Here is a 26,979-nt window from a genome sequence, read left to right as displayed (position 1 = left end):
CTAGAGCACATTTGAATTGGCAGTCAGGAGAAGCGGACCTCACCCGCTGATCCACAATCCCTCTGGGGAAAGGAAGTTACGTGCTCGACGTCAACTTCTTCGATGAACTCCGCATCGGTCTCGCGACCGCGGAAGACATCCGCAACTGGTCCTACGGCGAGGTCAAGAAGCCGGAGACCATCAACTACCGCACGCTCAAGCCCGAGAAGGACGGCCTCTTCTGCGAGAAGATCTTCGGCCCCACCCGGGACTGGGAGTGCTACTGCGGTAAGTACAAGCGTGTCCGCTTCAAGGGCATCATCTGTGAGCGCTGCGGCGTCGAGGTGACGCGCGCGAAGGTGCGTCGTGAGCGTATGGGCCACATCGAGCTCGCGGCTCCCGTGACCCACATCTGGTACTTCAAGGGTGTGCCGAGCCGCCTCGGTTACCTGCTCGACCTGGCTCCGAAGGATCTCGAGAAGATCATCTACTTCGCCGCCTACGTCATCGTCGGTGTCGACGAGGAGCTGCGTCACAACGAGCTCTCCACGCTCGAGGCCGAGATGGAGGTCGAGAAGAAGACCGTCGCCGATCAGCGCGACGCCGATCTCGAGGCCCGCGCCCAGAAGCTCGAAGCCGACATCGCCGAGCTCGAGGCCGAGGGTGCCAAGTCCGACGTCCGCCGCAAGGTCAAGGACGGCGGCGAGCGCGAGATGCGCCAGCTCCGTGACCGTGCCCAGCGTGAGCTGGACCGGCTCGACGAGATCTGGAACACCTTCACCAAGCTGAGCGTCAAGCAGCTCATCGTCGACGAGTCGCTGTACCGCGAGCTGGTCGACCGCTACGGCGAGTACTTCACGGGCGCGATGGGCGCGGAGTCCATCCAGAAGCTCATGGAGAACTTCGACATCGAGGCCGAGGCCGAGTCGCTGCGCGAGACCATCCGCAGCGGCAAGGGCCAGAAGAAGCTGCGCGCTCTCAAGCGTCTCAAGGTCGTGGCTGCCTTCCAGCAGTCGGGGAACTCGCCCATGGGCATGGTTCTCGACGCCGTCCCGGTGATCCCGCCGGAGCTGCGTCCGATGGTCCAGCTCGACGGTGGCCGTTTCGCGACGTCCGACCTCAACGACCTGTACCGCCGTGTCATCAACCGCAACAACCGCCTCAAGCGACTGATCGACCTCGGTGCCCCCGAGATCATCGTCAACAACGAGAAGCGGATGCTGCAGGAGTCCGTCGACGCGCTGTTCGACAACGGTCGTCGTGGCCGGCCCGTCACGGGCCCGGGTAACCGTCCGCTGAAGTCGCTGTCCGATCTGCTCAAGGGCAAGCAGGGCCGCTTCCGTCAGAACCTGCTCGGTAAGCGCGTCGACTACTCGGGCCGTTCCGTCATCGTCGTCGGTCCGCAGCTCAAGCTGCACCAGTGCGGTCTGCCGAAGCTCATGGCGCTCGAGCTGTTCAAGCCGTTCGTCATGAAGCGGCTGGTCGACCTCAACCACGCGCAGAACATCAAGTCCGCGAAGCGCATGGTCGAGCGTCAGCGCCCGCAGGTGTGGGACGTCCTCGAAGAGGTCATCAACGAGCACCCGGTGCTGCTCAACCGTGCACCTACGCTGCACCGCCTCGGCATCCAGGCCTTCGAGCCGCAGCTCGTCGAGGGCAAGGCCATCCAGCTGCACCCGCTCGTGTGTGAGGCGTTCAACGCCGACTTCGACGGTGACCAGATGGCCGTGCACCTGCCGCTGTCCGCGGAGGCGCAGGCCGAGGCCCGCATCCTGATGCTGTCGTCGAACAACATCCTGTCGCCGGCGTCGGGTCGCCCGCTCGCCATGCCGCGTCTGGACATGGTGACGGGTCTGTTCCACCTGACCCGTCAGGTCGACGGCGCGATCGGCGAGTACAAGCCGGCCACCGACGGTCAGGCGGAGCACGGCGTGTACTCGTCGCCGGCCGAGGCGCAGATGGCTGTCGACCGTGGCGTGCTGTCGGTGCAGGCGGGTATCAAGGTGCGTCTGACGCATCAGCGTCCGCCGCGCGAGGTCGAGGCGGAGCTGTTCCCCGAGGGCTGGAACTACGGCGACGCCTGGATCACCGAGACCACCCTCGGCCGCGTCATGTTCAACGATCTGCTCCCGGCGGACTACCCGTTCATCAACGAGCAGATGCCGAAGAAGCGTCAGGCGACGATCATCAACGATCTCGCCGAGCGTTACCCGATGATCGTGGTCGCGCAGACCGTCGACAAGCTCAAGGACACCGGCTTCTACTGGGCCACCCGTTCCGGCGTGACGGTCTCGATCTCCGACGTCCTCGTGCCGCCGGAGAAGTCCCAGATCATGGAGCAGTTCGAGGCGCAGGCCGACCAGATCGAGAAGAAGTACCAGCGCGGTGCTCTCAACCACGCCGAGCGCAACAGCGCCCTCGTGAAGATCTGGTCCGAGGCCACCGACGAGGTCGGCAAGGCCATGGAGGCCCACTTCCCCGACGACAACCCGATCCCGATGATCGTGAAGTCCGGCGCGGCCGGCAACATGACTCAGGTTCGCTCGCTCGCCGGTATGAAGGGCCTGGTGACGAACCCGAAGGGTGAGTTCATCCCGCGTCCGATCAAGTCCTCCTTCAAGGAGGGCCTGACGGTTCTCGAGTACTTCATCAACACGCACGGTGCTCGTAAGGGTCTGGCCGATACCGCTCTGCGTACCGCCGACTCGGGTTACCTGACCCGTCGTCTGGTGGACGTCTCGCAGGACGTCATCGTCCGCGAGGTCGACTGTGGCACCGAGCGCGGCATCATCACGCACATCGCGGAGAAGCAGGCCGACGGCTCGATCATCCGCGACGCGCACGTCGAGACCTCGACGTACGCCCGCACCCTCGCCGCGGACGCGGTCGACGAGAACGGCAACGTCATCGTCGAGCGTGGCCACGACCTGGGCGATCCGGCGATCGATGCGCTGCTCGCTGCGGGTGTCACGCAGGTCAAGGTCCGCTCGGTGCTCACCTGCACCACGGCGACCGGTGTGTGTGCCACGTGCTACGGCCGCTCGATGGCCACCGGCAAGCTCGTCGACATCGGTGAGGCCGTCGGTATCGTCGCCGCCCAGTCGATCGGTGAGCCCGGTACCCAGCTGACGATGCGTACGTTCCACCAGGGTGGTGCGGCCGGCGCGGCCGACATCACCGGTGGTCTGCCTCGTGTCCAGGAGCTGTTCGAGGCCCGCGTCCCGAAGGGCAAGGCGCCCATCGCGGACGTCTCCGGCCGGGTGCAGCTCGAGGACGGCGAGCGCTTCTACAAGATCACCATCGTCCCGGACGACGGTGGCGAAGAGGTTGTCTACGACAAGCTCTCGAAGCGTCAGCGTCTGCGCGTGTTCAAGCACGACGACGGCTCCGAGCGCCTGCTGGCGGACGGTGACCACGTCGACGTCGGTCAGCAGCTCATGGAAGGCGCTGCCGACCCGCACGAGGTGCTGCGTGTCATGGGCCCCCGTCAGGTGCAGATCCACCTCGTCAACGAGGTTCAGGAGGTGTACCGGAGCCAGGGTGTGTCGATCCACGACAAGCACATCGAGGTCATCGTGCGCCAGATGCTGCGTCGCGTCACGATCATCGACTCGGGTGCGACGGAGTTCCTGCCCGGTTCGCTGGTCGAGCGCGCGGAGTTCGAGGCGTCCAACCGTCGCGTCGTCGCCGAGGGCGGCGAGCCCGCGGCCGGCCGTCCGGTGCTGATGGGTATCACCAAGGCGTCGCTGGCGACCGACTCGTGGCTGTCGGCCGCGTCGTTCCAGGAGACCACTCGAGTGCTGACCGATGCGGCGATCAACTGCCGCTCGGACAAGCTGATCGGTCTCAAGGAGAACGTGATCATCGGCAAGCTGATCCCGGCCGGCACCGGCATCAACCGGTACCGGAACATCCAGGTTCAGCCCACCGAGGAGGCTCGTGCGGCTGCGTACGCGGTTCCGTCCTACGACGACCAGTACTACAGCCCGGAGGGCTTCGGCACCGGCACCGGCGCCGCTGTTCCGCTGGACGACTACGGTTTCGGCAGCGACTACCGCTAGTCGGGACTACCGGTAATCGGTAGGAATGTCCGACACGAAGGTCCCGTCCCCACCCGGGGGCGGGACCTTCGTGCATTCTGGATGGAGTAGCACTGCGTATCCTGAAGCCGAGTCGGACTAATCGGGCAAGCCGGGCGAGATGAGGGGAACCGAGATGGCGGGAAAGAAGATCGACCGGGTCAAGGCCGAAAGCGCGCTCGAGGTGGTGCGGGAGAGCCCGACGATCGCACTGATCGTCGCCGCGCCCGCCATCGTCGTGTTCGGCGTCCTGTGGTGGCTCACCGGCTTCGGGACGGCGCTGCTGGTGACGCTGGTCCTCGCCGGCCTCGCGGTGGTTGCGAAGAAGGTGTTCTAGCTACAGCGTCTCGACGCGCGCGACCGCCCGCACGTCGTCCTCGACGAGGAACCAGAGCAGCAGGGACGTGTCGTCGGCGCTGGTGCGGATCCGGACGTGGTCGCGGGCGAAGACCGGGCTCAGGTGTTCGACGACGGCCCGGTGCGGTACGTCGCGCAGGTCGGGCCGGTCGGTCAGGTATTCCTCGACCGCGTGCCAGTAGGTGGCGTTGTTGACGTGGTTGAACGGGTCGATGTCCGTGGTCCGCAGGTGGAACGTGCGGTCCCCGGCGTCGCGGTCCTCCCTGTCGTCCGTCTCGGGTGGGGCCGCCGGCAGCCACGGCTTCCAGCGGAGTCGGTGCTCGGCGGTGGTGCTCCCCAGGCTCTCCAGCAGACCGTCGCTGATCCGGGCCGGCATGCCGGTGTCGGTGCCGATGTTGATCCAGAATCCCTCGGTCTCGATCAGGCCGTCCGCGTCGCTCGTCAGTTGCACCCGCATCGCCGACCACCGCGTCGAATGCGCGGAGCACCAGCGGCGTAGGCGGATCCGTCCCGGCCAGACGGCGGGCCGGAGCACGTCGATCACGGTGCGCCGCACGACCCACAGCGGATCGGTGTCGTCGAATCCGAAGGCGGCGAGGTTGTCGCTGCCGATGTCCTGCAGGTAGCGGGCGACGCCGTCGAGTCGCAGACGGTACGCGCTGTCGACGTCCGCGGTGCGGATGGGCCGGGTGGCCTCGAAGCAGCGTTCGGGGGGCGGCGCCGGGGCCAGCACGTGCGCTGCTGTGACGATCTGCGTTGCGGGGACGATCTGCTCGGAAGCCACGGTGATCCCTCGGTTCGGCGGTTGTCGCCAGCGATTGTGGCAGGTCGCCGGCGAGGCGTCACCCGATTCCGCGGACGATGCTTGTTTCGCCCTCCGGGGCCGCGTACAGTCCTGTAGCTGTAACTCATTGTTACATGAAATCTGTCACACAAGGGCTGTCACATCGGCGCGGTGACCGGGCGTGCAGCACGCCCGAGCGCGTGAAGGGCGGGAATCGAAATGGCCTACGTCATCACCCAGGCGTGCTGCAACGACGCCAGTTGTGTCTCGGCGTGCCCCGTGAACTGCATCCACCCGACGCCGGAGGAGGCGGGGTTCGCGACCACGGAGATGCTCTACATCGAGCCGCAGGCGTGCATCGACTGCGGCGCGTGCGTCGACGCCTGTCCCGTGAACGCGATCTTCCCCGAGGACCAGCTGACCGCGTCGCTCGAGCGGTACCGGGACATCAACGCCGACTACTACACGCGGCACCCGCTGCAGCCGGGTTGGACCCCGCTGACCCCGGCCGCCCCGCCGGTGCGCGACCTCGGCACGCTCCGTGTCGCGATCGTCGGCGCCGGACCGGCCGCGTGCTACGCCGCCGAGGAGTTGCTGCGGCGCTCCGACGTCGAGGTCGAGATGTTCGAGAAGCTGCCGACGCCGTGGGGGCTGGTTCGCGCGGGTGTCGCGCCGGACCACCCCGGTACCAAGGCGGTGACCGAGATGTTCGACTGGTCCCTGGGGCGGGACGCGTTCCAGTTCCACCTCAACGTCGAGGCCGGCAGGCACGTCAGCCACGCCGAGCTGCTGGACCATCACCACGCGGTGATCTACGCGGTCGGTGCGTCGAGTGACCGTGCGCTCGGGATTCCCGGCGAGAGCCTGCCCGGCAGCCACGCCGCGACCGAGTTCGTGGCCTGGTACAACGGGCACCCCGACTACGCGGATCGCGCATTCGACCTGTCCGGCGAGCGGGCCGTCGTCGTCGGCAACGGCAACGTCGCCCTCGACGTCGCCCGCATCCTCACGGCGGACCCGGACGATCTCGCCGAGACGGACATCGCCGACCATGCGCTCACAGCGTTGCGGCACAGCCGTATTCGCGAGGTGGTGCTGCTCGGTCGGCGCGGTCCCGCGCAGGCCGCGTACACCAATCCCGAGTTCCTGGCCCTCGGCGACCTGCCGGGTGTCGACGTCGTGATCGAGCCGGCGGAGGCGGAACTCGACCCCGCGTCGCAGGCGCTCCTCGACAGCGGCGCCGTCGAGCCGGCGGTGGGGATGAAGGTGCGCCTGGCGCAGGAGTTCTCGCAGCGCACGTCGACGGTGGGCAACAAGCGGATCGTGTTCCGGTATCTGGCGTCGCCGACCGAGATCCTCGGCGACAACCGGGTGGCCGGACTGACGGTGGTCGCCAACGAGCTGGTCGAGGACGCGTCCGGTGCGCTGACGGCTCGGCCCACCCGGCGCACCGAACGGATCGACGCGTCGCTGGTGCTGCGCTCGATCGGCTACCGCGGGCGACCGCTCGCGGGCGTCCCGTTCGACGACCGCCGGGGCGTGATCCCGAACGATCGGGGCCGCGTGGTCGACGGTGCCGGCGAGCCGCTCGCCGGGGTGTACGTGACCGGGTGGATCAAGCGCGGTCCCAACGGCGTCATCGGCACCAACAAGGCGTGCGCCAAGGAGACGGTGGCGCGGATCGTCGAGGACTTCGAGGCGCGGCGCCTGCCGGCCCCGGCCGGGGGGCGCCGGGAACTCGGCAAGCTGCTCGCCCGTCGGCAGCCCGAGCGGATCTCCCGGCGCGGCTGGGACGCGATCGACCGCGCGGAACGAACCCGCGGTCTGGCTGCGGGGCGGCCGCGGGTGAAGATGACCGAAACGGCCGAGATGGTGGCGGTCGGGCGCAGGCGTCGGGGCCTGTTCGCCGGGTAGCGTCACGGGCAGGGCATCCTGGCCCAGCGGATTCGGAGGTGGGAAGTGCGCGCAGTGGTGGTCACGGAACTGGCGGGGCCGGCGTCGATGGTGGTGCAGGACGTCCCCGAACCGGACGCGGCCGGCCTGGTCCTGATCGACGTCAAGGCCAGCGGCGTGTGCTTCCCCGACCTGCTGATCAGCTACGGCAAGTACCAGTTGCGGCCGGAACCGCCGTTCGTGCCCGGCACCGAGGTCGCCGGTGTCGTCGTCAGCGCCCCGGAGGACAGCGGATTCGCGCCGGGGCAGCGGGTGCTCGCGGTGTCGAGTCTCGGTGGGTACGCCGAGCAGGTCGCGGTCCAGCCGGCGCTGGTGCTGCCGATTCCGGACGAGTTGTCCTTCGACGAGGCCGCGTCGCTGATCATCAACTACCAGACGATGGAGTTCGCGCTCGGGCGCCGGGCCAGGCTGCAGCCGGGGGAGACCGTCGCGATCCTCGGCGCGGCGGGCGGTGTCGGGACGTCGGCGATCCAGTTGGCGAAGGCGCACGGCGCGCGGGTGATCGCGGTGGTGCGTCGCGAGGGCGCCGACAACTTCCTGCGCGAGATCGGCGCGGACGACGTCGTGCGACTCACCGACGGGTGGGCGACGCGGGTGGGCGAGCTCACCGGCGGGCGCGGTGCCGATGTGGTGGTCGATCCGGTCGGCGGTGACGCGTTCGACGACGCGGTGCGCGCCCTCGCGCCGGAGGGACGGTTGCTCGTGATCGGTTTCGCGGGCGGTGGCATCCCGTCCGTCAAGGTCAACCGGGTGCTGTTCCGGAACATCAGCATCGTCGGCGCCGCGTGGGGCGAATTCCTGCGGCACGAGCCGTCGGCGCTCGCGGAAACGCATGCGGCCCTGGTGAAGCACGTCCGGGCGGGGTTGCGTCCGATCGTCAAGGCGCGGTACCCGCTGGCCTCGGCCGCCGAGGCGCTCGCCGACCTCGAGGCCGGCCGGGTCCTCGGGAAGGCCGTCCTCGTGCAGGAATGAGTGTGTTCCTCATCACCTGAGGCCCTCCTGCGCGGAAAATCTGTTGCTGCAGGTCCGGGGCTCATGGTGTCGTGGACGGGTCGCGGATTGGGTGGGGACCCAGCATCCTTGCGTTGTTGCAATAGTTGCGCAGTCGCTACTATTTCCGTTCGTGGCAGATGTGACTCCAGATGAGGTCTACGACGCGCTCGAGGAGTTCATCATGCGTCTTCTGGGCATGGGGGAGTCCGAGTCGATGGACACCCTTGTCGCGATGGACCTGTCGTTTTCTCAGGTTCGCGCGCTCTTCGTGCTGGCGCAGCACGGGGAGCCGATCGCGATCAACGAGGTCGCCGAGTGTCTTCGGATGTCGGTGGCCGCTGCCGGTCGGAACCTCGACCAGTTGGTGTGCCAGGAATTGGTACTGCGCCGTGAGGACCCCGAAGATCGCCGGATCAAACGGGTCTCGCTGACGGAGTCCGGGCGAACCCTGGTCTCCCGTCATCTCGAAGACAAGCGTGACGAGCTCCGTGCCTTCGCGGGACGGCTGGACCAGCCGGATCGCAGGCGGTTGCTCGAGGCCCTTCAACCGATACTCGCAGGCCACGCCCTGCGGGCCCGAAGTCAGGAATTCTGTACATGACGACGCCCAACTCGACGACCGGACCCCAACCCGGGGCCCCCGAGTCGGACAAGATCGACGGCGCGGTCCTCAAGATCGCCTCCGTGGTGGTGCTCGGCGCCATCATGTCCATCCTCGACGTCACCGTGGTCAGTGTCGCGGTGCCGACGTTCATCGAAACGTTCGATACGACCTATGCGGTCGTCGCCTGGACGATGACCGCGTACACGCTGGCGCTGGCCACCGTCATCCCGATCACCGGCTGGGCGGCCGACCGGTTCGGCACCAAACGGCTCTACATCAGCGCGCTGATCCTCTTCGTTGCCGGCTCCGTGGCGTGCGCGTTCGCGTGGGACATCACCTCGCTCATCGCATTCCGTGTGGTGCAGGGTTTCGGTGGCGGCATGCTCATGCCGCTCGGCATGACGATCATGACCCGCGCGGCGGGCCCGGAGCGTGTCGGCCGGGTCATGGCGGTGCTCGGCATCCCGATGCTTCTCGGCCCGATCTGTGGCCCGATCCTGGGTGGCTGGCTGATCGACGCCGCCAGCTGGCACTGGATCTTCCTCATCAACCTGCCCGTCGGCATCGTCGCGTTGGCGGCCGCGTTCAAGTTGCTGCCCAAGGACACGCCGAGCCCGTCGCAGGCGTTCGACTTCGTCGGCATGGTGCTGCTCTCACCGGGTCTGGCGTTGTTCCTGTTCGGTGTGTCCTCGATCCCGGAGACCGGCACGATCGCCTCGGCCCGGGTTCTCGTCTCGGCCGGCATCGGGCTGGTTCTGATCGTCGGGTTCGTGTTCCACGCGCTGCGCAAGGACCACCCGCTGATCGACCTGCGTCTGTTCCGGAACCGTCAGCTGACCGTCGCGGTGCTCACGACGTCGACGTTCATCGTCGCGTTCATGGGTGCAGGTCTGTTGTTCCCGAGCTACTTCATCCAGGTGCGCGGTGAGTCCACCCTGGCCGCGGGCTTGCTGCTCGCGCCGCAGGGCATCGGCGCGATGGTGACGATGCCGATCGCCGGCCGACTGGTCGACAAGATCGGTCCCGGCAAGATCGTGCTGACGGGTCTTCCGCTGATTGCACTGGGCATGTTCGCCTTCACCCAGCTGTCGTCGGACTCGCCGTACTGGCTGCTGCTCGGCTCGCTCTTCGTGCAGGGCCTCGGCATGGGCTGCACCATGATGCCGCTGATGACGGCCGCCATGGTCACGCTGAAGAACGAGATGATCGCCCGTGGTTCGACGCTGATGAACATCGTCCAGCAGACCGCCGGCTCGATCGGCACCGCGACGATGTCCGTGATCCTGACGAACCAGCTCCTCGACCGTGGTCTCACGAACGAGAATGTCATGGCGCAGCACTTCGACCAGGTCGTGGCCTCCGAGCCCCCCGGCATGCCGGAACAGATCCTGGGTGCGGCGGCCGACGCGTTCGGCAACACGTTCACCGTCGCGTTCGTGCTGGTGCTCTGCACGCTGATCCCCGCGTTCTTCCTGCCGCGCCGGCGCACCACGCCGACGACCGAGGAAGTCCAGCCGGTGATGATGCACTGACATTCGGTACTCTCCGGAGTTCTCGGGCAAAGGGCCCCTGTGCGATTCGTTTCGCACGGGGGTCCTTGTGCATCGTTCGAGGTCGCGTCGGCGCGTCGCCCCGATCCTGTCGGGGGTCGGTTCTATCGTCGCGTCAGGAGCCTCGAGTAGGGAAGGGGCGATCATGGCTGTCGAGCCTGACGTCGCGCACAACCCGGACAACACTTCGCACTGGCACTACTACGCGGTGGTCGGCACCACGGTCGACGGCGGTCACACGCTGGCCGAGTTCGGCCCGCACGACACCGCGCTCACGGCGCTCCAGGTCGCCGTCCAATCGGTCAACCACACTGCGTTCTCGATGTTCGAGCAGGGGGTGGTGGGGAACATGTTGGCCGATTCCGGTCTGGTGGAGCGCCTCCCGGTCACGAACTTCGCGATCGAGCGGCAGCATGCCGTGACCCGCGCGCCCGATTTCGCGTGGTCGCTGAGCGGCGGTCGGCGGGACTGGGGCGCGGAAGCCGATCTGAGCGCCTGATCACTCTCTGACCTGCGCCGACGCGGGCTTTCGGTCACACACACCCGCATAAACAATCACTCGTGCTTGATTTATGCGCCCCTCGATGTGATGCTGGTCTCATCATCCGAGGAGGGGTATGTGGCTGACTTGACCAAGATCGTCGACGACCTTCGCGCAGAGGGGGCAGCGCTCGACGCGCTCGTCGCGGATCTGCCCGACGATCGGTGGGCGACGCCGACACCGGCCGCCGGCTGGACCGTCGCGCACCAGATCGGTCACCTCGCGTGGACCGACCGGGCGGCGCTCATGGCGGCCACCGACGCGGACGAGTTCGCGCGACAGCTCACCGAGGCCTGGAAGAACCCGCACGGGTTCGTCGACCAGGGCGCAGAGTCGGAGGCGCGGCGTCCGCCGCGGGAACTGCTGACCGACTGGCGGGCGACGCGCGACCGGCTCGCCGAGGTGTTGCTCTCGGTCCCGTCCGGCGCGAAGCTGCCGTGGTACGGGCCGCCGATGAGCGCCGCCTCGATGGCGACCGCCCGACTGATGGAGACGTGGGCGCACGGACGGGACGTCGCCGACGCGCTCGGTGTGTCGACCGACGCGACCGACCGCCTGAAGCACGTTGCGCGCCTGGGCGTCCGCACCCGCGACTTCGCGTACAGCGTCAACGAGCTCACGCCTCCGGCCGAGGAGTTCCGGGTGGAGCTCGTCGCGCCGGACGGCGCCGTGTGGGCATGGGGTCCGGAGGGCGCGTCGCAGCGGGTGACGGGTCCGGCGGAGGACTTCTGTCTCCTTGTCACGCAGCGCCTGCATCGCGCGGACACCGCAGTGCGGGCGACGGGCGACGACGCCGAGCGGTGGCTCGACATCGCGCAGGCGTTCGCCGGGCCGCCCGGCGCGGGCCGGGATCCCGCCGAATCGACCCGGACGGAGGCGACCCGATGACCGCATCACCGACGCCCGTCCGCATCGGCAACTGCTCGGGGTTCTACGGCGACCGGATCTCGGCCATGCGCGAGATGCTCGAGGGCGGTGAACTCGACTATCTCACCGGCGACTATCTCGCCGAGCTGACGATGCTCATCCTCGGGCGGGACCGCATGAAGGATCCGTCGCGCGGCTACGCGAAGACGTTCCTGCGCCAGGCCGAGGACTGTCTCGGTCTGGCGCTCGACCGGGGCGTGAAGATCGTGGCGAACGCCGGCGGACTCAATCCGGCCGGACTCGCTGACGCACTGCGCGAGGTGAACGACCGGCTGGGGCTCAGCGCGAGGATCGCGCACGTCGAGGGCGACGACCTGATCGCGCGGGTCGCCGAACTCGGGCTCGACCGTGAGACCACGCCCCTGACCGCCAACGCGTACCTGGGGGCGTGGGGCATCGTCGAGTGCCTGAACGCCGGCGCCGACGTCGTCGTCACCGGCCGCGTCACCGACGCGTCGGTGATCGTCGGACCGGCCGCGGCGCACTTCGGCTGGGCGCGCGACGATTTCGACAAGCTGGCGGGTGCGGTGGTCGCCGGGCACGTGATCGAGTGCGGCACGCAGGCCACCGGCGGCAACTACTCGTGGTTCACCGAGATCCCCGATCTGGGCCGACCCGGCTTCCCGATCGCCGAGATCGCCGCCGACGGCTCGTCGGTCATCACCAAGCACGCCGGTACCGGGGGCGCGGTGACCGTCGACACCGTCACCGCGCAGCTGCTGTACGAGATCACCGGCGGCCGCTACGCGAACCCGGACGCGACCGCCCGCATGGACTCGATCCAGATCTCCGCCGCCGGACCCGACCGCGTCCGCATCGCGGGCGTGACCGGCGAGGCGCCGCCGCCGCAGTACAAGGTCTCGCTCAACGCGCTCGCCGGATTCCGTAACGAGGCGACGTTCGTGCTCACCGGTCTCGACATCGAGGCCAAGGCCGAACTGGTTCGGCGGCAGCTGGATTCGTGGCTGACGGTCAAGCCGCAGGAACTGGAGTGGACGCTTGCGCGCACCGACCACCCGGACGCCGACACCGAGGAGTCCGCGAGCGCGCTGCTGCGGTGCACGGTCCGCGACACCGACCCGAACGTCGTCGGACGCGCGTTCTCGTCGGTCGCGGTCGAACTCGCGCTGGCCAGCTACCCCGGATTCGCGCTCACCGCGCCGCCGTCGAACGGCCAGCCGTACGCGGTGTTCACACCCGGCTACGTCGACGTGGATCAGGTGCCGCACGTCGCGGTCCTGCCCGACGGCACGCGTCTGGACATCGCGCCCGGCACGCAGACTCGGGTTCTCGAGGAGGTGGCCGCGCCGTCGCTGCCGGATCCGCTGGACTCGGACGACACGGTGACCGCGCCGCTGGGCGCCGTCGCGGCCGCCCGCAGCGGCGACAAGGGCGGTAACGCCAACGTCGGGGTGTGGGTGCGCACCGACGAGCAGTGGCGGTGGCTGGTCCACGCGCTCACCGTCGACGAACTGAAAAGGATGTTGCCCGAGGCGAAGTCGCTCGAGGTGACGCGGCACGTGCTGCCGAATCTGCGGGCCGTCAACTTCGTCATCGAGGGCATCCTCGGCCGCGGGGTCGCCTCGCAGGCCCGGTTCGACCCGCAGGCCAAGGGACTCGGGGAGTGGTTGCGCTCGCGGCACATCGAGATCCCCACCGTCCTGGTCCCCAGTTACGCCGACGAACTCCAGGAAGGACACGCATGAGTGTGTGGGACACCCCCGAGCGGCAGCAGCTGCGCAAAACCGTCCGCGGCTTCGTCGAGCACGAGATCCTCCCGCACCTCGGCGACTGGGAGCGCGGCGGCGAGATCCCGCGCGAGCTGCACCGTAAGGCCGCCGCGCTGGGCCTGCTCGGCGCCGGCTTACCGGAGGAGGTCGGCGGCGACGGCGGTGACCTGGTCGACGCGGTGCTGATCTGTGAGGAGATGCACCAGGCCGGGGCGTCGGGTGGACTGTTCGCGTCGCTGTTCACGTGCGGTATCGCGCTGCCGCACCTGATCGCGGCGGGCGATCCGGACCAGATCGACCGGTGGGTCCGGCCCACCCTCGCGGGCGAGAAGATCGGTTCGCTCGCGATCACCGAACCGGGCGGCGGTTCCGACGTCGGGCACCTGCGGACCACGGCGGTGCGCGACGGCGACCACTACGTCGTCAACGGCGCCAAGACGTTCATCACCTCCGCGGTCCGGGCCGACTTCGTCGTCACCGCGGTGCGCACCGGCGGTCCGGGAGCCGGCGGGGTGTCGCTGCTCGTGATCGAGAGGGGCACACCGGGATTCGAGGTGGCGCGCAAGCTCGACAAAATGGGCTGGCGTGCGTCGGACACCGCGGAGCTGTCGTTCGTCGACGTGCGGGTCCCGGTGGAGAACCTGGTGGGCGACGAGAACTCGGGGTTCGTGCAGATCGCGCAGGCGTTCCTCACCGAACGCATCGCGCTGGCGGCGCAGGCGTACTCCAGTGCACAACGGTGCCTGGACCTGACGCTGCAGTGGTGCCGCGATCGCGAGACGTTCGGCCGGCCGCTGATCTCGCGGCAGGCCGTGCAGAACACCCTCACCGAGATGACGCGGCGCATCGACGTCGCCCGCGTCTACACCCGCACCCTCGTCGAACGCTCGCTCACGTCGAGTGAGGACTTCGTCGCCGAGGTGTGCTTTGCGAAGAACACCGCGGTCGAGGCCGGCGAGTGGGTCGCGAACCAGGCCGTGCAGTTGTTCGGCGGCATGGGCTACATGGCGGAAAGCGAAGTGGAGAGGCAGTACCGGGACATGCGAATTCTGGGCATCGGGGGCGGGACCACGGAGATCCTGACCTCCCTGGCGGCCAAGCGATTGGGGTATCAGTCGTGACGATCCTGAAGTCGACACTGGACACGAACTCGGCCGAGTACACGTCGGCGGTGGAGTCGATGACCGCCAAGCTCGGCGAACTCGAGGTCGAGCACGCGAAGGCCCTCGCCGGGGGCGGCGAGAAGTACGTCGAGCGGCACCACAAGCGGGGCAAGCTGCTGGCCCGCGAGCGCATCGAACTGCTGCTCGATCCGGACTCGCCGTTCCTCGAGCTGTCCCCGCTCGCCGCATGGGGCACCGAGTTCCCGGTGGGCGCGTCGACGATCGTCGGAATCGGCGTCGTCAGCGGCGTCGAGTGCCTCATCGTCGCGAACGACCCGACGGTCCGCGGCGGGACCAGCAACCCGTGGACGCTCAAGAAGGGCTTCCGCGCCAACGACATCGCGGTGCAGAACCGCCTCCCGGTGATCTCGCTCGTCGAATCCGGCGGCGCCGACCTGCCGACGCAGAAGGAGGTGTTCATCCCCGGCGGGCGGATGTTCCGTGACCTCACCCAGCTGTCGGCGGCCGGCATCCCGACGATCGCGCTGGTGTTCGGCAACTCCACCGCGGGCGGCGCCTACATCCCCGGCATGTCCGACCACGTCGTGATGATCAAGGAACGGTCCAAGGTGTTCCTGGCGGGGCCGCCGCTGGTGAAGATGGCCACCGGTGAGGAGTCGGACGACGAATCCCTCGGCGGCGCCGAGATGCACGCGCGCAAGTCCGGCCTGGCCGACTACTTCGCCCACGACGAGCAGGACGCGATCCGCATCGGCCGCAGCATCGTCCGGCGACTCAACTGGAAGAAGCAGGGGCCGGCGCCGCGGACCGAGGTGATCGAGCCGCTCGAGGACCCCGAGGAACTGCTCGGCATCGTGCCGTCGGATCTGAAGATCCCGTTCGATCCCCGCGAGGTGATCGCGCGCATCGTCGACGGATCCGACTTCGACGAGTTCAAGCCGCTCTACGGCTCGTCGCTCGTCACGGGCTGGGCCGAACTGCACGGCTACCCGATCGGCATCCTCGCCAACGCGCGCGGCGTGCTCTTCAGCGAGGAATCGCAGAAGGCCACCCAGTTCATCCAGCTGGCGAACCGCTCGAACACCCCTCTTCTGTTCCTGCACAACACCACCGGCTACATGGTGGGCAAGGAATACGAGGAGGGCGGCATGATCAAGCACGGATCGATGATGATCAACGCGGTCGCCAACTCGAAGGTCCCGCACATCTCGATCCTGCTCGGCGCCTCGTACGGTGCCGGCCACTACGGCATGTGCGGGCGCGCGTTCGATCCGCGGTTCCTGTTCGCGTGGCCCAGTTCCAAGTCCGCGGTCATGGGTGGCGCCCAGCTCGCGGGCGTCATCTCGATCGTCGGTCGCGCCGCCGCCGAGGCCCGCGGCCAGGTCTTCGACGAGCAGGCCGATGCCGGCATGCGGGCCATGATCGAGAACCAGATCGAGGCCGAATCGCTGCCGATGTTCCTGTCCGGGCGCCTGTACGACGACGGCGTGATCGACCCCCGCGACACCCGCACGGTGGTGGGGATGTGCCTGTCGGCCATCGCCACCGCCCCGATCGAGGGCACCGAGAACTTCGGCGTCTTCCGGATGTGAGTGAGGAACGTTTGATGACAACTGCGAGTAACCCCACCATCACGTCCGTGCTGGTCGCCAACCGCGGCGAGATTGCCCGCCGGGTCTTCGCGACGTGCCGGCGTTCCGGCATCGGCACCGTGGCGGTGTTCTCCGACCCGGACGCTGCGAGCCCGCACGTCGCCGAGGCCGACGCCGCGGTCCGGCTGCCGGGAGCGACGCCCGCCCAGACGTACCTGCGGGCCGACGCGATCATCGCCGCGGCACGAGCCGCGGGCGCCGACGCGATCCACCCTGGCTACGGATTCCTCTCGGAGAACGCCGATTTCGCGCTGGCCGTCGAGGCGGCCGGGCTGACATGGATCGGCCCGCCCGCCAAGTCGATCGAGCTGATGGGCTCGAAGGTCGAATCCAAGCGGATCATGGCCGAGGCCGGGGTACCGGTCCTCGCCGAACTCGACCCCGACGCGGTGACCGAGGCCGACCTGCCGGTCCTGGTCAAGGCATCGGCCGGCGGCGGTGGACGCGGCATGCGGGTGGTGCGCGAACTGTCGGCGCTGTCCGGTGAGATCGAGGCGGCCCGCCGCGAGGCGGAGTCCGCGTTCGGCGATCCGACGGTGTTCTGCGAGCGTTACCTCGAGACCGGACGCCACATCGAGGTGCAGGTGATGGCCGACCGGCACGGCACCGTGTGGGCGGTCGGCGAGCGCGAATGCTCGATCCAGCGCCGCCACCAGAAGGTGGTCGAGGAGGCGCCGTCGCCGCTCGTCCAACGCATTCCGGCGATGCGCGCCAAGCTGTTCGACGCCGCGCGGCTCGCCGCGAACGCGATCGGCTACGAAGGCGCCGGCACCGTCGAGTTCCTGGCCGACGAGCAGGGCGACTTCTTCTTCCTGGAGATGAACACCCGCCTGCAGGTGGAGCACCCGGTCACCGAGTGCACCACCGGGCTCGACCTGGTGGACCTGCAGCTGCAGGTCGCCGGCGGCGCCGAACTGCCGGCGGAGCCGCCCGCGCTCCGCGGACACTCGATCGAGGTCCGGCTCTACGCCGAGGATCCCGCGCACGGATGGCGTCCGCAGAGCGGCGTCGTCGAGCGCATCGAACTGCCCGGCAGCACAGCAGAGTTCGACGTTCTCGAGCGGACCGGCGTGCGTCTGGACTCGGGTGTGGAGAACGGCTCGGTGGTGAGCGTCTTCTACGATCCGATGCTCGCCAAGGTCATCTCGTACGCGCCCACCCGCGCCCAGGCCGCACAGGTGCTCGCGTCGGCGCTGGCGAGCGCTCGCCTGCACGGGCTGCAGACCAACCGCGACCTGCTCGTCAATGTCCTGCGTCACCCGGCGTTCCTCGCGGGCGACACCGACACCGCGTTCTTCGACACCCACGGGCTCGACGCGCTGGCGCGTCCGCTCGCCGACGACAACGCGGAGAGCCTGTCGGCACTGGCGGCCGCCGTCGCGGACGCCGCGGCCAACCGGGCCGCCGCGCCGGTGCTCGGCGGACTGCCGAGTGGCTGGCGGAACCTGCCGTCGCAGCCGCAGAGCAAGCGATACAACGGCATTCACGGCGACCACGACGTCCGCTACCTGCTGACCCGGTCGGGTCTGCACGCCGAGGACTTCGACGACGTCACGCTCGCGGCATCCAGCCCCGACCACGTGGTGCTCGACGTCGCCGGCCTACAGCGGCGGTTCGATGTCGCACGCTACGGCGACCGGGTGTGCGTCGACTCGCCGCTCGGGCCGGTGACGCTGACGGCGCTCCCGCGATTCGTCGACCCGTCGACCGTCGTCGCGGAGGGCTCGCTGCTGGCGCCCATGCCCGGCGCGGTGATCCGCCTGGGAGCGGCCGTCGGGGACCGGGTCGCGGCCGGGCAGCCGATCCTGTGGCTCGAGGCCATGAAGATGGAGCACACCGTCAAGGCGCCCACCTCGGGTGTGCTCACCGAACTGTCCGTCGACGTCGGCCACCAGGTCGACGTCGGATCGATCCTGGCAATCGTGGAAGCAGAAGTCGCAGAAGGAGAAACCGCATGAGCAGCTTCATCGAGACGGAGGAGCAGAAGGAGTTGCGGGCGGCGGTGTCCAAGCTCGCGCAGCGCTTCAACTACGTCGACTACGTGCTGCCGAAGGCGCGCAAGGGCGAGCCGCTCACCGAACTGTGGAACGAGGCCGGCAAGCTCGGTTTCCTCGGCGTGAACCTGCCCGAGGAGTACGGCGGTGGGGGAGCCGGCATCTACGAGCTCGCGCTGGTCCAGGAGGAACTCGCGGCGCAGGGCGCCGGGCTGCTCCTCGTCGTGGTCTCGCCCGCGATCTGCGGCACCATCATCGGCAAGTACGGCACCGACGCGCAGAAGCAGGAGTGGCTCACCGCGCTCGCCGACGGCTCGAAGATCATGGCGTTCGGCATCACCGAACCCGACGCCGGTTCCAACTCGCACCAGATCACCACGACCGCGCGGCGGGACGGCGAGGACTGGATCCTCAAGGGCAACAAAGTCTTCATCTCCGGGGTCGACCAGGCCGACGCTGTTCTGATCGTCGCGCGCACCGAGGATCACAAGACCGGCAAGCTCAAGCCGGCACTGTTCATCGTGCCCACCGACGCCGAGAACTTCGTCGCGACGCCGATGGAGATGGACGTCATCGAACCGGACCGCCAGTTCACGCTGTTCCTCGACGACGTGAGACTGCCCGCGGACGCGCTCGTCGGCTCCGAGGACGCGGCGCTCATGCAGCTGTTCGCCGGCCTGAACCCCGAGCGAATCCTCGGTGCGGCCATGGCGATCGGGATGGGGCGGTGGGCGCTCGAGGCCGGCGTGAAGTTCGCGAAGGAACGCACGGTGTGGAAGACGCCGATCGGTGCCCACCAGGGTCTCGCGCATCCCCTCGCGCAGTGCAAGATCGAGCTCGAGCTGGCGAAGCTGATGATGCAGAAGGCCGCGGTGCTCTACGACGGCGGCGACGACTTCGGTGCCGCCGAGGCCGCGAACATGGCCAAGTACGCGGCTGCCGAGGCCAGCATCAAGACCCTCGACCAAGCGATCCAGACACACGGCGGTGCCGGGCTCACCAAGGAGTACGGCCTGTCCGCGATGCTGGGCGCGGCCCGGATCGCACGGGTGGCACCGGTGAGCCGCGAGATGATCCTCAACTTCGTCGCCCAGCACTCGCTGGGCCTGCCCAAGTCCTACTGACGGTGGCCGACATGACGAACACGACGGATCTCCTCGTCCGCTACGACGTCGCCGACGGCGTCGCGACGCTGACGCTGGACTCGCCGCACAACCGCAATGCCATCTCGGGCAGACTGGTCGACCAGTTGCGGCGGGGCCTGGCCGACGCAGCCGCCGACGATGCGGTGCGCGCCGTCGTGCTCACCCACACGGGCGGCACCTTCTGCGCGGGCGCGGACTTGTCGGAGGCGAGTGGGGCCGCGGACTCGGACCCGGCGGAACTGGCGGCCGGACGCACCCGACAGATGACGGCGCTGCTGCGGGCGATCGTCGAACTGCCGAAGCCCGTGATCGGTCGGATCGACGGACACGTCCGGGCCGGGGGCATGGGACTGGTCGGCGCCTGCGACATCGTGGTCGCCGGACCGGAGAGCACCTTCGCGCTCACCGAGGCACGGCTGGGTCTGGCCGCGTCGATCATCTCGCTGACGGTGGTCCCGAGACTGACCTCGCGCGCGGCCGGACGCTACTTCCTCACCGGGGAGAAGTTCGGTTCGCACGAGGCCGAGGCGATCGGTCTGATCAGCGAGGCCGTCCAGGATCCGGCGGCGGTGGTGCGTGAGCTGGGGGCAGCACTGCGGCAGTGTTCGCCGCAGGGGCTGGCCGAGTCCAAGAAGCTCACGACGATGCGGATGCTGGCCGACTTCGATCGCTACGCAGAGGACCTGGCGGCGCAGTCGGCCAGGCTGTTCGGCTCGGAGGAGGCCGTCGAGGGGATGACGGCGTTCCTGCAGAAGCGACCGCCGAAGTGGGCCGTCGACGGCTGAGACAGCTGTGGGGTCCGTTCCGTCGTGGAACGGACCCCACTGTCGTCGGGGCGTCGGATCAGCCGAAGATGATGACGGAAAGGAAGGGCACCCTTCTTTGCAGAATCAGTAACGTGTGCGAGGCCGCCCTGCAATGACTCCGTGATGTAACCCTTCCTGATTGTGGTCGTTGTCGGAGCGCCGCACATGTCGCCCACAAGGCGGCGTAGCCACTGCACACGACGACCGGAAGACACCGGAGAGGACGAAATCGGATGCGCGCACCACAACAGGACAGGAGCCGCCTCACCAGGCACCGTCTCCTCGAAGCGACCGTCGACAGTCTGGCCGAGTTCGGTTGGTCCGCGACCACGGTCGCCGTCGTCGCGCAGCGCGCGGGTGTCTCGCGGGGAGCGACGCAGCATCACTTCCCGACGCGTGAGGACCTCATCACCGCTGCACTCGAGTTCATGTTCGACAGCCGGATGGAGCAGGCGCACCGAGAGGTCACCGAGTTGCCCGCCGGCGCCGGTCGCACCGAGGCGGTCGTCGCCCGGCTCGTCGACTACTACACGAGCACGCTGTTCAAGGCGGCGCTGCAGGTGTGGACCGCGGCGGCCGCCGACCCGGAACTGCGGGCCCGCGTCCTCCCGCTCGAGGAGCGATTCGGCCGCGTCGCCCACCGCACCGCCGTCGAGAGCCTCGGCGTCGACGACTCGGACCCCGCCGTTCGCGGACTCGTCCAGGCCACCCTCGACCTGGCGCGCGGGCTCGGCCTCGCCGACGTCCTGACCGACGACTCCCGGCGGCGCGCCGAGATCGTGCGGTGCTGGGCGGCCCAGCTCGATGCTGCGTTGGGTTCGATCGCGGCGGCGCCGTCGTCGCCCACGGCCTCGCTGTCGTAGCCGGTACAGTTCCGCTCCATGCCGAAGAAGCTGGTGGGTGCCCTGCTGGCGGCGGCGGTGCTGCTCGCCGGCTGTGGCGGCGCCGGATCCGATGAGGGGGCACCCGGTGCCGCGCCGGCGTCGAGCGCGGGGGCGCCCGGCCCGTTCTTCGGGGAGTGCGGATCCGTGACCGACGACGAGGTCGCGACGGTGTTCGGCGTCCCCGGCTTCGGAACCGTCGTCCGCAATTCCGTGGGCTGCGAGTGGCAGTTGTCCGCGCAGGACGGCCAGAGTTCCCCGCACGTGTCGTTCTCCTGGTACCGCGGCAGCCCGATCGGGCGCGAGCGCGCGGGCAGTGAACTGATCGGGCGCCCCGCCACCGACATCGAGATCGGCGGCAATCCCGGATTCGTGGCCTCGCTCTCGAGTCGGCTGTGTGAGCTGGGCGTGCAGTTCGGCGACGACTTCGTGCACTGGTCGATCGCCTACGCCGACGCCACGCCGACGGCGGATCCGTGCGGGGTGGCCCGACAGCTCGCCGAGCTGACGGTCGAGAGGGCCCGGAGGTGAGGCGCCGGGTGCTCCCGGCCGCTGCGGTCGTCGGTGTTCTCGTGCTCTCGGGATGCGGCGCCACCGTCGACGGCACACCCGTGCCGCAGGGTGCGACCGCGCCGGGCTCGTCGTCCGAGTACGCGGCGCTGCTCACCGAGTGCGACGTCGTCGAACCGGAGCAGATCGCCGACGCCGTGGGCGGCGGCGGCATCGAGCGCGGCTTCTTCGGTGCGATCTGCCGGTGGTCCGTCGCCGGCCCGGCCGGGCCGGTGCGGGTGACGTTCGACTGGTTCGAGACCGGGTCGCTCGACGTCGAGCGCGAGACGGCGCAGCGCCTGGGATACGCGGTCGAGGACGCGAGCGTCGACGGCCGACGTGCGGTGCTTGCGCGGCAGCCGCGCGATCCCGGCGCGTGCGGGATCTCCACCGGCAGCCCCGTCTCGGGTGTCGTCGGTTGGTGGGTGCAGTACCGGGACGCGGGGCATCCTGACCCGTGTGAGGCCGCGGCCACGCTGGCGAAACTCACTTTGAACCTGAGCGCTTGACAAACGGCTCGGCGCTCGGGCCCGCTTTGACCTCGAACGGAGCCGCCAGGTATCGTTGGGGGTCGTGTCCGACCGCTGGGGTCGCTCCGCAGGCTTTGCTCCGGCGTGCTCGGGCTCGATCTGTGTGCCTATGCGAGGCGTTGGCGTGCGCGTGTTTCTGGAGTTTCCGTGAGGTTTCTGCAGGTACGAGCATCCGGTTGCCTGTGTGGGGGTACGCGACACGCCCGACCTCGTGTGCACGCGCGGGGTGGGTGCGGGGCAGCAGCTTTCTTGCCCCAACCGATGGATCCCTAATTTCAGAACAGCCAGTGTTGCTCGTCTGAGCAGTCTGGAACCAACGTAGAAAGCCGATACATGCCAACCATCAACCAGCTGGTCCGTAAGGGCCGCCGCGACAAGGCCGCCAAGGTCAAGACCGCGGCCCTGAAGGGCAGCCCGCAGCGTCGTGGCGTGTGCACTCGCGTGTACACCACCACCCCGAAGAAGCCGAACTCCGCGCTGCGGAAGGTCGCCCGTGTGCGCCTGACCAGCTCCGTCGAGGTCACCGCTTACATCCCGGGTGAGGGCCACAACCTGCAGGAGCACTCGATGGTGCTCGTCCGCGGCGGTCGTGTGAAGGACCTCCCCGGTGTGCGCTACAAGATCATCCGCGGCTCGCTCGACACCCAGGGTGTCAAGAACCGCAAGCAGGCTCGCAGCCGTTACGGCGCCAAGAAGGAGAAGAGCTAATGCCACGTAAGGGCCCCGCTCCCAAGCGCCCGCTCGTCGCCGACCCGGTCTACGGCTCGCCGCTGGTCACCCAGCTGGTGAACAAGATCCTGCTGGACGGCAAGAAGTCCACCGCCGAGCGCATCGTCTACGGTGCCCTCGAGCAGGCTCGCGAGAAGACCGGCACCGATCCGGTCGTCACCCTCAAGCGCGCGCTCGACAACGTCAAGCCCGCCCTCGAGGTCCGCAGCCGTCGCGTCGGTGGCGCCACCTACCAGGTGCCGGTCGAGGTTCGTCCGGGTCGCTCCACCACGCTGGCCCTGCGCTGGCTGGTCACCTTCTCGCGCGCTCGTCGTGAGAAGACCATGGTCGAGCGTCTCGCCAACGAGCTTCTCGATGCGAGCAACGGCCTGGGCGCTTCGGTGAAGCGTCGCGAGGACACCCACAAGATGGCTGAAGCCAACAAGGCGTTCGCGCACTACCGCTGGTGACACCGCGCCAGGCCGAGGGAGCCTCACGGGCACCAAATCCCTCGGCCTGGCGTTGTCACTACTGTGTCGGTTCCGTCACCGGGCCGGCTGACAAGAAAAAGAGACGTGGCCCCAGAAGGGCCGACACGATCAACGAGCGGGGAAGAATCCTGTGGCACAGGAAGTGCTGACCGACCTGAACAAGGTCCGCAATATCGGCATCATGGCGCACATCGATGCCGGCAAGACCACCACGACCGAGCGCATCCTCTTCTACACCGGTGTGAACTACAAGATCGGTGAGACCCACGACGGTGCGTCGACCACCGACTGGATGGAGCAGGAGAAGGAGCGTGGTATCACCATCACCTCCGCCGCCGTCACCTGCTTCTGGAACAAGAACCAGATCAACATCATCGACACCCCCGGCCACGTCGACTTCACGGTGGAAGTTGAGCGCTCCCTCCGTGTTCTTGATGGCGCCGTTGCCGTGTTCGACGGCAAGGAGGGCGTCGAGCCCCAGTCCGAGCAGGTCTGGCGCCAGGCTGCCAAGTACGACGTTCCGCGCATCTGCTTCGTCAACAAGATGGACAAGATGGGCGCGGACTTCTACTTCACCGTGCAGACCATCATCGATCGCCTCGGCGCGAAGCCGCTGGTCCTGCAGCTGCCGATCGGCGCTGAGGACGACTTCGACGGTGTCGTCGACCTCGTCGAGATGAAGGCCATCACCTGGCGCGGCGTCGTCGAGATCGGCGCCGAGCCGACCATCGAGGAGATCCCCGCGGATCTGGCCGACAAGGCTGCCGAGTACCGCGAGAAGCTGCTCGAGACGGTCGCCGAGTCCGACGAAGCTCTCATGGAGAAGTACTTCGGCGGCGAGGAGCTCACGGTCGAGGAGATCAAGGGCGCCATCCGCAAGCTGACGGTCAACTCCGAGCTGTACCCGGTGCTGTGTGGCTCCGCGTTCAAGAACAAGGGCGTTCAGCCCATGCTCGACGCGGTCATCGACTACCTGCCGAACCCGCTGGACATCGGCGAGGTCCACGGCCACGCCGTGAACAACGAGGAAGAGGAGCTGGTCCGCAAGCCCAGCAAGGACGAGCCGTTCTCGGCTCTCGCCTTCAAGATTGCGGCGCACCCGTTCTTCGGCAAGCTCACCTTCGTGCGCGTCTACTCGGGTCGTGTCGAGCCGGGTGCCCAGGTGCTCAACGCCACCAAGGGCAAGAAGGAGCGCATCGGCAAGCTCTTCCAGATGCACGCCAACAAGGAGAACCCGGTCGACGAGGCCGTCGCGGGCCACATCTACGCGATGATCGGCCTGAAGGACACCACGACCGGTGACACCCTGTGCGACCAGGCGAACCCGATCGTCCTCGAGTCGATGACGTTCCCGGACCCGGTCATCCAGGTCTCGATCGAGCCCAAGACCAAGTCCGACCAGGAGAAGCTGGGCACCGCGATCCAGAAGCTCGCGGAAGAGGACCCGACCTTCTCGGTCGAGCTGGACGAGGAGACCGGTCAGACCGTCATCGGCGGTATGGGCGAGCTCCACCTCGACATCCTCGTCGACCGTATGCGTCGCGAGTTCAAGGTCGAGGCCAACGTCGGTAAGCCGCAGGTTGCGTACCGTGAGACCATCACCAAGCCGGTCGAGAAGCACGAGTTCACGCACAAGAAGCAGACCGGTGGTTCGGGCCAGTTCGCAAAGGTCATCATCGCCCTCGAGCCCTTCGTCGGCGAGGACGGCGCGAGCTACGAGTTCGAGAACAAGGTCACGGGTGGCCGCGTTCCGCGCGAGTACATCCCCTCGGTCGACGCCGGTGCCCAGGACGCGATGCAGTACGGTGTTCTCGCCGGTTACCCGCTCGTGAACCTGAAGCTGACCCTGCTCGACGGCGCTTACCACGACGTCGACTCCTCGGAAATGGCCTTCAAGGTCGCCGGTTCGCAGGCGCTCAAGGAAGCTGCCCGCAAGGCCGGCCCGGTCATTCTCGAGCCCCTCATGGCTGTCGAGGTCACCACGCCCGAGGACTACATGGGTGAAGTGATCGGCGACCTCAACTCCCGCCGTGGCCAGATCCAGGCCATGGAGGAACGCAGTGGTGCCCGTGTCGTGAAGGCGCTGGTTCCGCTCTCGGAGATGTTCGGCTACATCGGTGACCTGCGGTCGAAGACCCAGGGCCGTGCGAACTTCTCCATGGTGTTCGATTCCTACGCAGAGGTTCCCGCGAACGTCTCGAAGGAAATCATCGCCAAGGCGACCGGCGAGTAACCTCGGTTTCGTCGGCCGAAGCACGACCAACGTAATAACCAACCGCACTGCTGCATACCGCAAGCACAATCAGTCCAGGAGGACATCCAGTGGCGAAGGCGAAGTTCGAGCGGACCAAGCCGCACGTGAACATCGGCACCATCGGTCACGTCGACCACGGCAAGACCACGACCACCGCGGCCATCACCAAGGTGCTCGCCGACAAGTACCCGGATCTCAACGAGAGCTTCGCGTTCGACCAGATCGACAAGGCTCCCGAGGAGAAGGCTCGCGGCATCACGATCAACATCTCGCATGTTGAGTACCAGACGGAGAAGCGTCACTACGCTCACGTCGATGCCCCCGGTCACGCCGACTACATCAAGAACATGATCACCGGCGCTGCCCAGATGGACGGCGCGATCCTGGTCGTGGCGGCTACCGACGGCCCGATGCCGCAGACCCGTGAGCACGTGCTGCTCGCCCGCCAGGTCGGCGTTCCCTACATCCTCGTCGCCCTGAACAAGGCCGACATGGTCGACGACGAGGAAATCCTCGAGCTCGTCGAGATGGAGGTCCGCGAGCTGCTGGCCGGCCAGGAGTTCGACGAGAACGCTCCGGTCATCCCGATCTCGGCTCTGAAGGCACTCGAGGGCGACGCCAAGTGGGTCAAGTCCATCGAGGACCTGATGGCTGCTGTCGACGAGTCGATCCCGGACCCGGTTCGTGAGACCGACAAGCCGTTCCTGATGCCGGTCGAGGACGTCTTCACGATCACCGGTCGTGGCACCGTCGTCACCGGTCGTATCGAGCGCGGCGTGATCAACGTGAACGAGGAAGTCGAGATCGTCGGCATCCGTCCCGATGTCACCAAGACCACGGTCACGGGCATCGAGATGTTCCGCAAGCTGCTCGACCAGGGCCAGGCGGGCGACAACGTCGGTCTGCTGGTTCGTGGCATCAAGCGCGAGGACGTCGAGCGTGGCCAGGTTGTCGTCAAGCCCGGCACCACCACCCCGCACACCGAGTTCGAGGGCCAGGCGTACATCCTGTCCAAGGACGAGGGCGGCCGCCACACGCCGTTCTTCAACAACTACCGTCCGCAGTTCTACTTCCGTACGACTGACGTGACGGGCGTTGTGACCCTGCCCGAGGGCACCGAGATGGTCATGCCCGGTGACAACACCGAGATGTCCGTCGTGCTGATCCAGCCGGTCGCCATGGACGAGGGCCTGCGCTTCGCGATCCGTGAGGGTGGCCGCACCGTCGGTGCCGGTCGCGTCACGAAGATCATCAAGTGAGCTAGTTCTCACTGACGCCAAGGGCGCTCACTCCTTCGGGAGTGGGCGCCCTTCGGCGTTTCGGTGGCCGGAATCGGTCCGGGTGGGGA

Annotated in this window: 22 protein-coding genes; 21 read left to right on the top strand and 1 reads right to left on the bottom strand. The window is 68.0% G+C overall.

Going from position 1 to position 26,979, the window contains the following annotated elements:
• The first annotated feature begins 56 nt into the window (after positions 1 to 56).
• Both ABTV10_RS19765 and ABTV10_RS19760 read left to right on the top strand, forming a co-directional pair.
• Positions 57 to 4,040, top strand: coding sequence for a DNA-directed RNA polymerase subunit beta' (locus ABTV10_RS19765; protein WP_499035223.1), 3,984 nt, complete (start codon positions 57 to 59; stop codon positions 4,038 to 4,040).
• Between the two features lie 154 nt (positions 4,041 to 4,194).
• On the top strand, positions 4,195 to 4,395 hold the full coding sequence (locus tag ABTV10_RS19760) for a hypothetical protein (protein ID WP_174912506.1): 201 nt from the start codon (positions 4,195 to 4,197) through the stop codon (positions 4,393 to 4,395).
• On the opposite strand, the gene ABTV10_RS19755 is transcribed toward ABTV10_RS19760, so the two are convergent.
• Positions 4,396 to 5,199 carry an acyl-[acyl-carrier-protein] thioesterase gene (locus tag ABTV10_RS19755; RefSeq protein WP_499029578.1) on the bottom strand — a complete coding sequence of 268 codons (804 nt, stop codon included), beginning with the start codon at positions 5,197 to 5,199 and terminating at the stop codon, positions 4,396 to 4,398.
• A gap of 219 nt (positions 5,200 to 5,418) precedes the next feature.
• On the opposite strand from ABTV10_RS19755, the gene ABTV10_RS19750 reads away from it, so the two are divergent.
• The 19 genes from ABTV10_RS19750 (at position 5,419) to tuf (ending at position 26,890) form a co-directional block, all read left to right on the top strand.
• Positions 5,419 to 7,113 (top strand): FAD-dependent oxidoreductase, encoded by a 1,695-nt coding sequence (locus tag ABTV10_RS19750; RefSeq protein ID WP_499029576.1) that lies wholly within the window; start codon positions 5,419 to 5,421, stop codon positions 7,111 to 7,113.
• Positions 7,114 to 7,158: 45 nt separating this feature from the next.
• Positions 7,159 to 8,124, top strand: coding sequence for an NADPH:quinone oxidoreductase family protein (locus ABTV10_RS19745; RefSeq protein ID WP_499029573.1), 966 nt, complete (start codon positions 7,159 to 7,161; stop codon positions 8,122 to 8,124).
• Between the two features lie 151 nt (positions 8,125 to 8,275).
• Positions 8,276 to 8,746 carry a MarR family winged helix-turn-helix transcriptional regulator gene (locus ABTV10_RS19740; protein ID WP_499029571.1) on the top strand — a complete coding sequence of 157 codons (471 nt, stop codon included), beginning with the start codon at positions 8,276 to 8,278 and terminating at the stop codon, positions 8,744 to 8,746.
• Positions 8,743 to 10,281, top strand: a complete 1,539-nt coding sequence (locus ABTV10_RS19735; protein WP_499029569.1) for a DHA2 family efflux MFS transporter permease subunit — start codon at positions 8,743 to 8,745, stop codon at positions 10,279 to 10,281. Before ABTV10_RS19740 ends, ABTV10_RS19735 begins: the two co-directional genes overlap by 4 nt.
• 163 nt (positions 10,282 to 10,444) lie before the next feature.
• Positions 10,445 to 10,798, top strand: coding sequence for a hypothetical protein (locus tag ABTV10_RS19730; protein WP_433606735.1), 354 nt, complete (start codon positions 10,445 to 10,447; stop codon positions 10,796 to 10,798).
• Positions 10,799 to 10,918: 120 nt separating this feature from the next.
• The gene (locus ABTV10_RS19725) at positions 10,919 to 11,728 is read left to right on the top strand and encodes a TIGR03084 family metal-binding protein (protein WP_499029566.1); all 810 of its coding nucleotides are present in this window, start codon (positions 10,919 to 10,921) and stop codon (positions 11,726 to 11,728) included.
• Positions 11,725 to 13,473, top strand: coding sequence for an acyclic terpene utilization AtuA family protein (locus tag ABTV10_RS19720; protein ID WP_499029564.1), 1,749 nt, complete (start codon positions 11,725 to 11,727; stop codon positions 13,471 to 13,473). The genes ABTV10_RS19725 and ABTV10_RS19720 overlap by 4 nt, the downstream gene beginning before the upstream one ends.
• A complete protein-coding gene (locus ABTV10_RS19715) occupies positions 13,470 to 14,618 on the top strand; it encodes an acyl-CoA dehydrogenase family protein (RefSeq protein WP_499029562.1) in 1,149 nt (382 codons plus the stop codon). The genes ABTV10_RS19720 and ABTV10_RS19715 overlap by 4 nt, the downstream gene beginning before the upstream one ends.
• A complete protein-coding gene (locus ABTV10_RS19710) occupies positions 14,615 to 16,213 on the top strand; it encodes an acyl-CoA carboxylase subunit beta (protein ID WP_433606727.1) in 1,599 nt (532 codons plus the stop codon). The genes ABTV10_RS19715 and ABTV10_RS19710 overlap by 4 nt, the downstream gene beginning before the upstream one ends.
• Positions 16,214 to 16,227: 14 nt before the next feature.
• On the top strand, positions 16,228 to 18,231 hold the full coding sequence (locus tag ABTV10_RS19705) for an acetyl/propionyl/methylcrotonyl-CoA carboxylase subunit alpha (RefSeq protein ID WP_499029559.1): 2,004 nt from the start codon (positions 16,228 to 16,230) through the stop codon (positions 18,229 to 18,231).
• Positions 18,228 to 19,391, top strand: coding sequence for an acyl-CoA dehydrogenase family protein (locus ABTV10_RS19700; RefSeq protein WP_433606723.1), 1,164 nt, complete (start codon positions 18,228 to 18,230; stop codon positions 19,389 to 19,391). The genes ABTV10_RS19705 and ABTV10_RS19700 overlap by 4 nt, the downstream gene beginning before the upstream one ends.
• A gap of 11 nt (positions 19,392 to 19,402) precedes the next feature.
• Complete coding sequence (locus ABTV10_RS19695) at positions 19,403 to 20,197, top strand: enoyl-CoA hydratase family protein (protein ID WP_499029557.1); 795 nt, start codon at positions 19,403 to 19,405, stop codon at positions 20,195 to 20,197.
• A 254-nt stretch (positions 20,198 to 20,451) separates the two neighbouring features.
• A complete protein-coding gene (locus ABTV10_RS19690; RefSeq protein ID WP_433606719.1) occupies positions 20,452 to 21,081 on the top strand; it encodes a TetR/AcrR family transcriptional regulator in 630 nt (209 codons plus the stop codon).
• Between the two features lie 18 nt (positions 21,082 to 21,099).
• Positions 21,100 to 21,630 carry a DUF3558 domain-containing protein gene (locus ABTV10_RS19685; protein ID WP_499029555.1) on the top strand — a complete coding sequence of 177 codons (531 nt, stop codon included), beginning with the start codon at positions 21,100 to 21,102 and terminating at the stop codon, positions 21,628 to 21,630.
• Positions 21,631 to 21,638: 8 nt separating this feature from the next.
• Entirely contained in the window at positions 21,639 to 22,157 is a 519-nt protein-coding gene (locus ABTV10_RS19680) for a DUF3558 domain-containing protein (protein ID WP_499029552.1), read from the top strand.
• Positions 22,158 to 22,511: 354 nt separating this feature from the next.
• Positions 22,512 to 22,886 carry a 30S ribosomal protein S12 gene (gene rpsL, locus ABTV10_RS19675; protein WP_127915634.1) on the top strand — a complete coding sequence of 125 codons (375 nt, stop codon included), beginning with the start codon at positions 22,512 to 22,514 and terminating at the stop codon, positions 22,884 to 22,886.
• Positions 22,886 to 23,356: a 30S ribosomal protein S7 gene (gene rpsG, locus ABTV10_RS19670; protein WP_005518273.1), complete on the top strand. Its 471-nt coding sequence runs from the start codon at positions 22,886 to 22,888 to the stop codon at positions 23,354 to 23,356. The genes rpsL and rpsG overlap by 1 nt, the downstream gene beginning before the upstream one ends.
• A gap of 151 nt (positions 23,357 to 23,507) precedes the next feature.
• Positions 23,508 to 25,610: an elongation factor G gene (gene fusA / locus ABTV10_RS19665; protein WP_433606711.1), complete on the top strand. Its 2,103-nt coding sequence runs from the start codon at positions 23,508 to 23,510 to the stop codon at positions 25,608 to 25,610.
• Between the two features lie 89 nt (positions 25,611 to 25,699).
• Complete coding sequence (gene tuf / locus ABTV10_RS19660; RefSeq protein WP_433606709.1) at positions 25,700 to 26,890, top strand: elongation factor Tu; 1,191 nt, start codon at positions 25,700 to 25,702, stop codon at positions 26,888 to 26,890.
• The last annotated feature ends 89 nt before the right edge of the window (positions 26,891 to 26,979 follow it).

The sequence above is a fragment of the Paraburkholderia sp. RHO2 genome (genome assembly GCF_050955445.1).
In the GTDB taxonomy this organism is placed as follows: Bacteria; Actinomycetota; Actinomycetes; order Mycobacteriales; family Mycobacteriaceae; genus Prescottella; species Prescottella agglutinans_A.
Note: the sequence above shows the minus strand (reverse complement) of the source record. Positions and strands in the feature narration are given on the sequence as shown.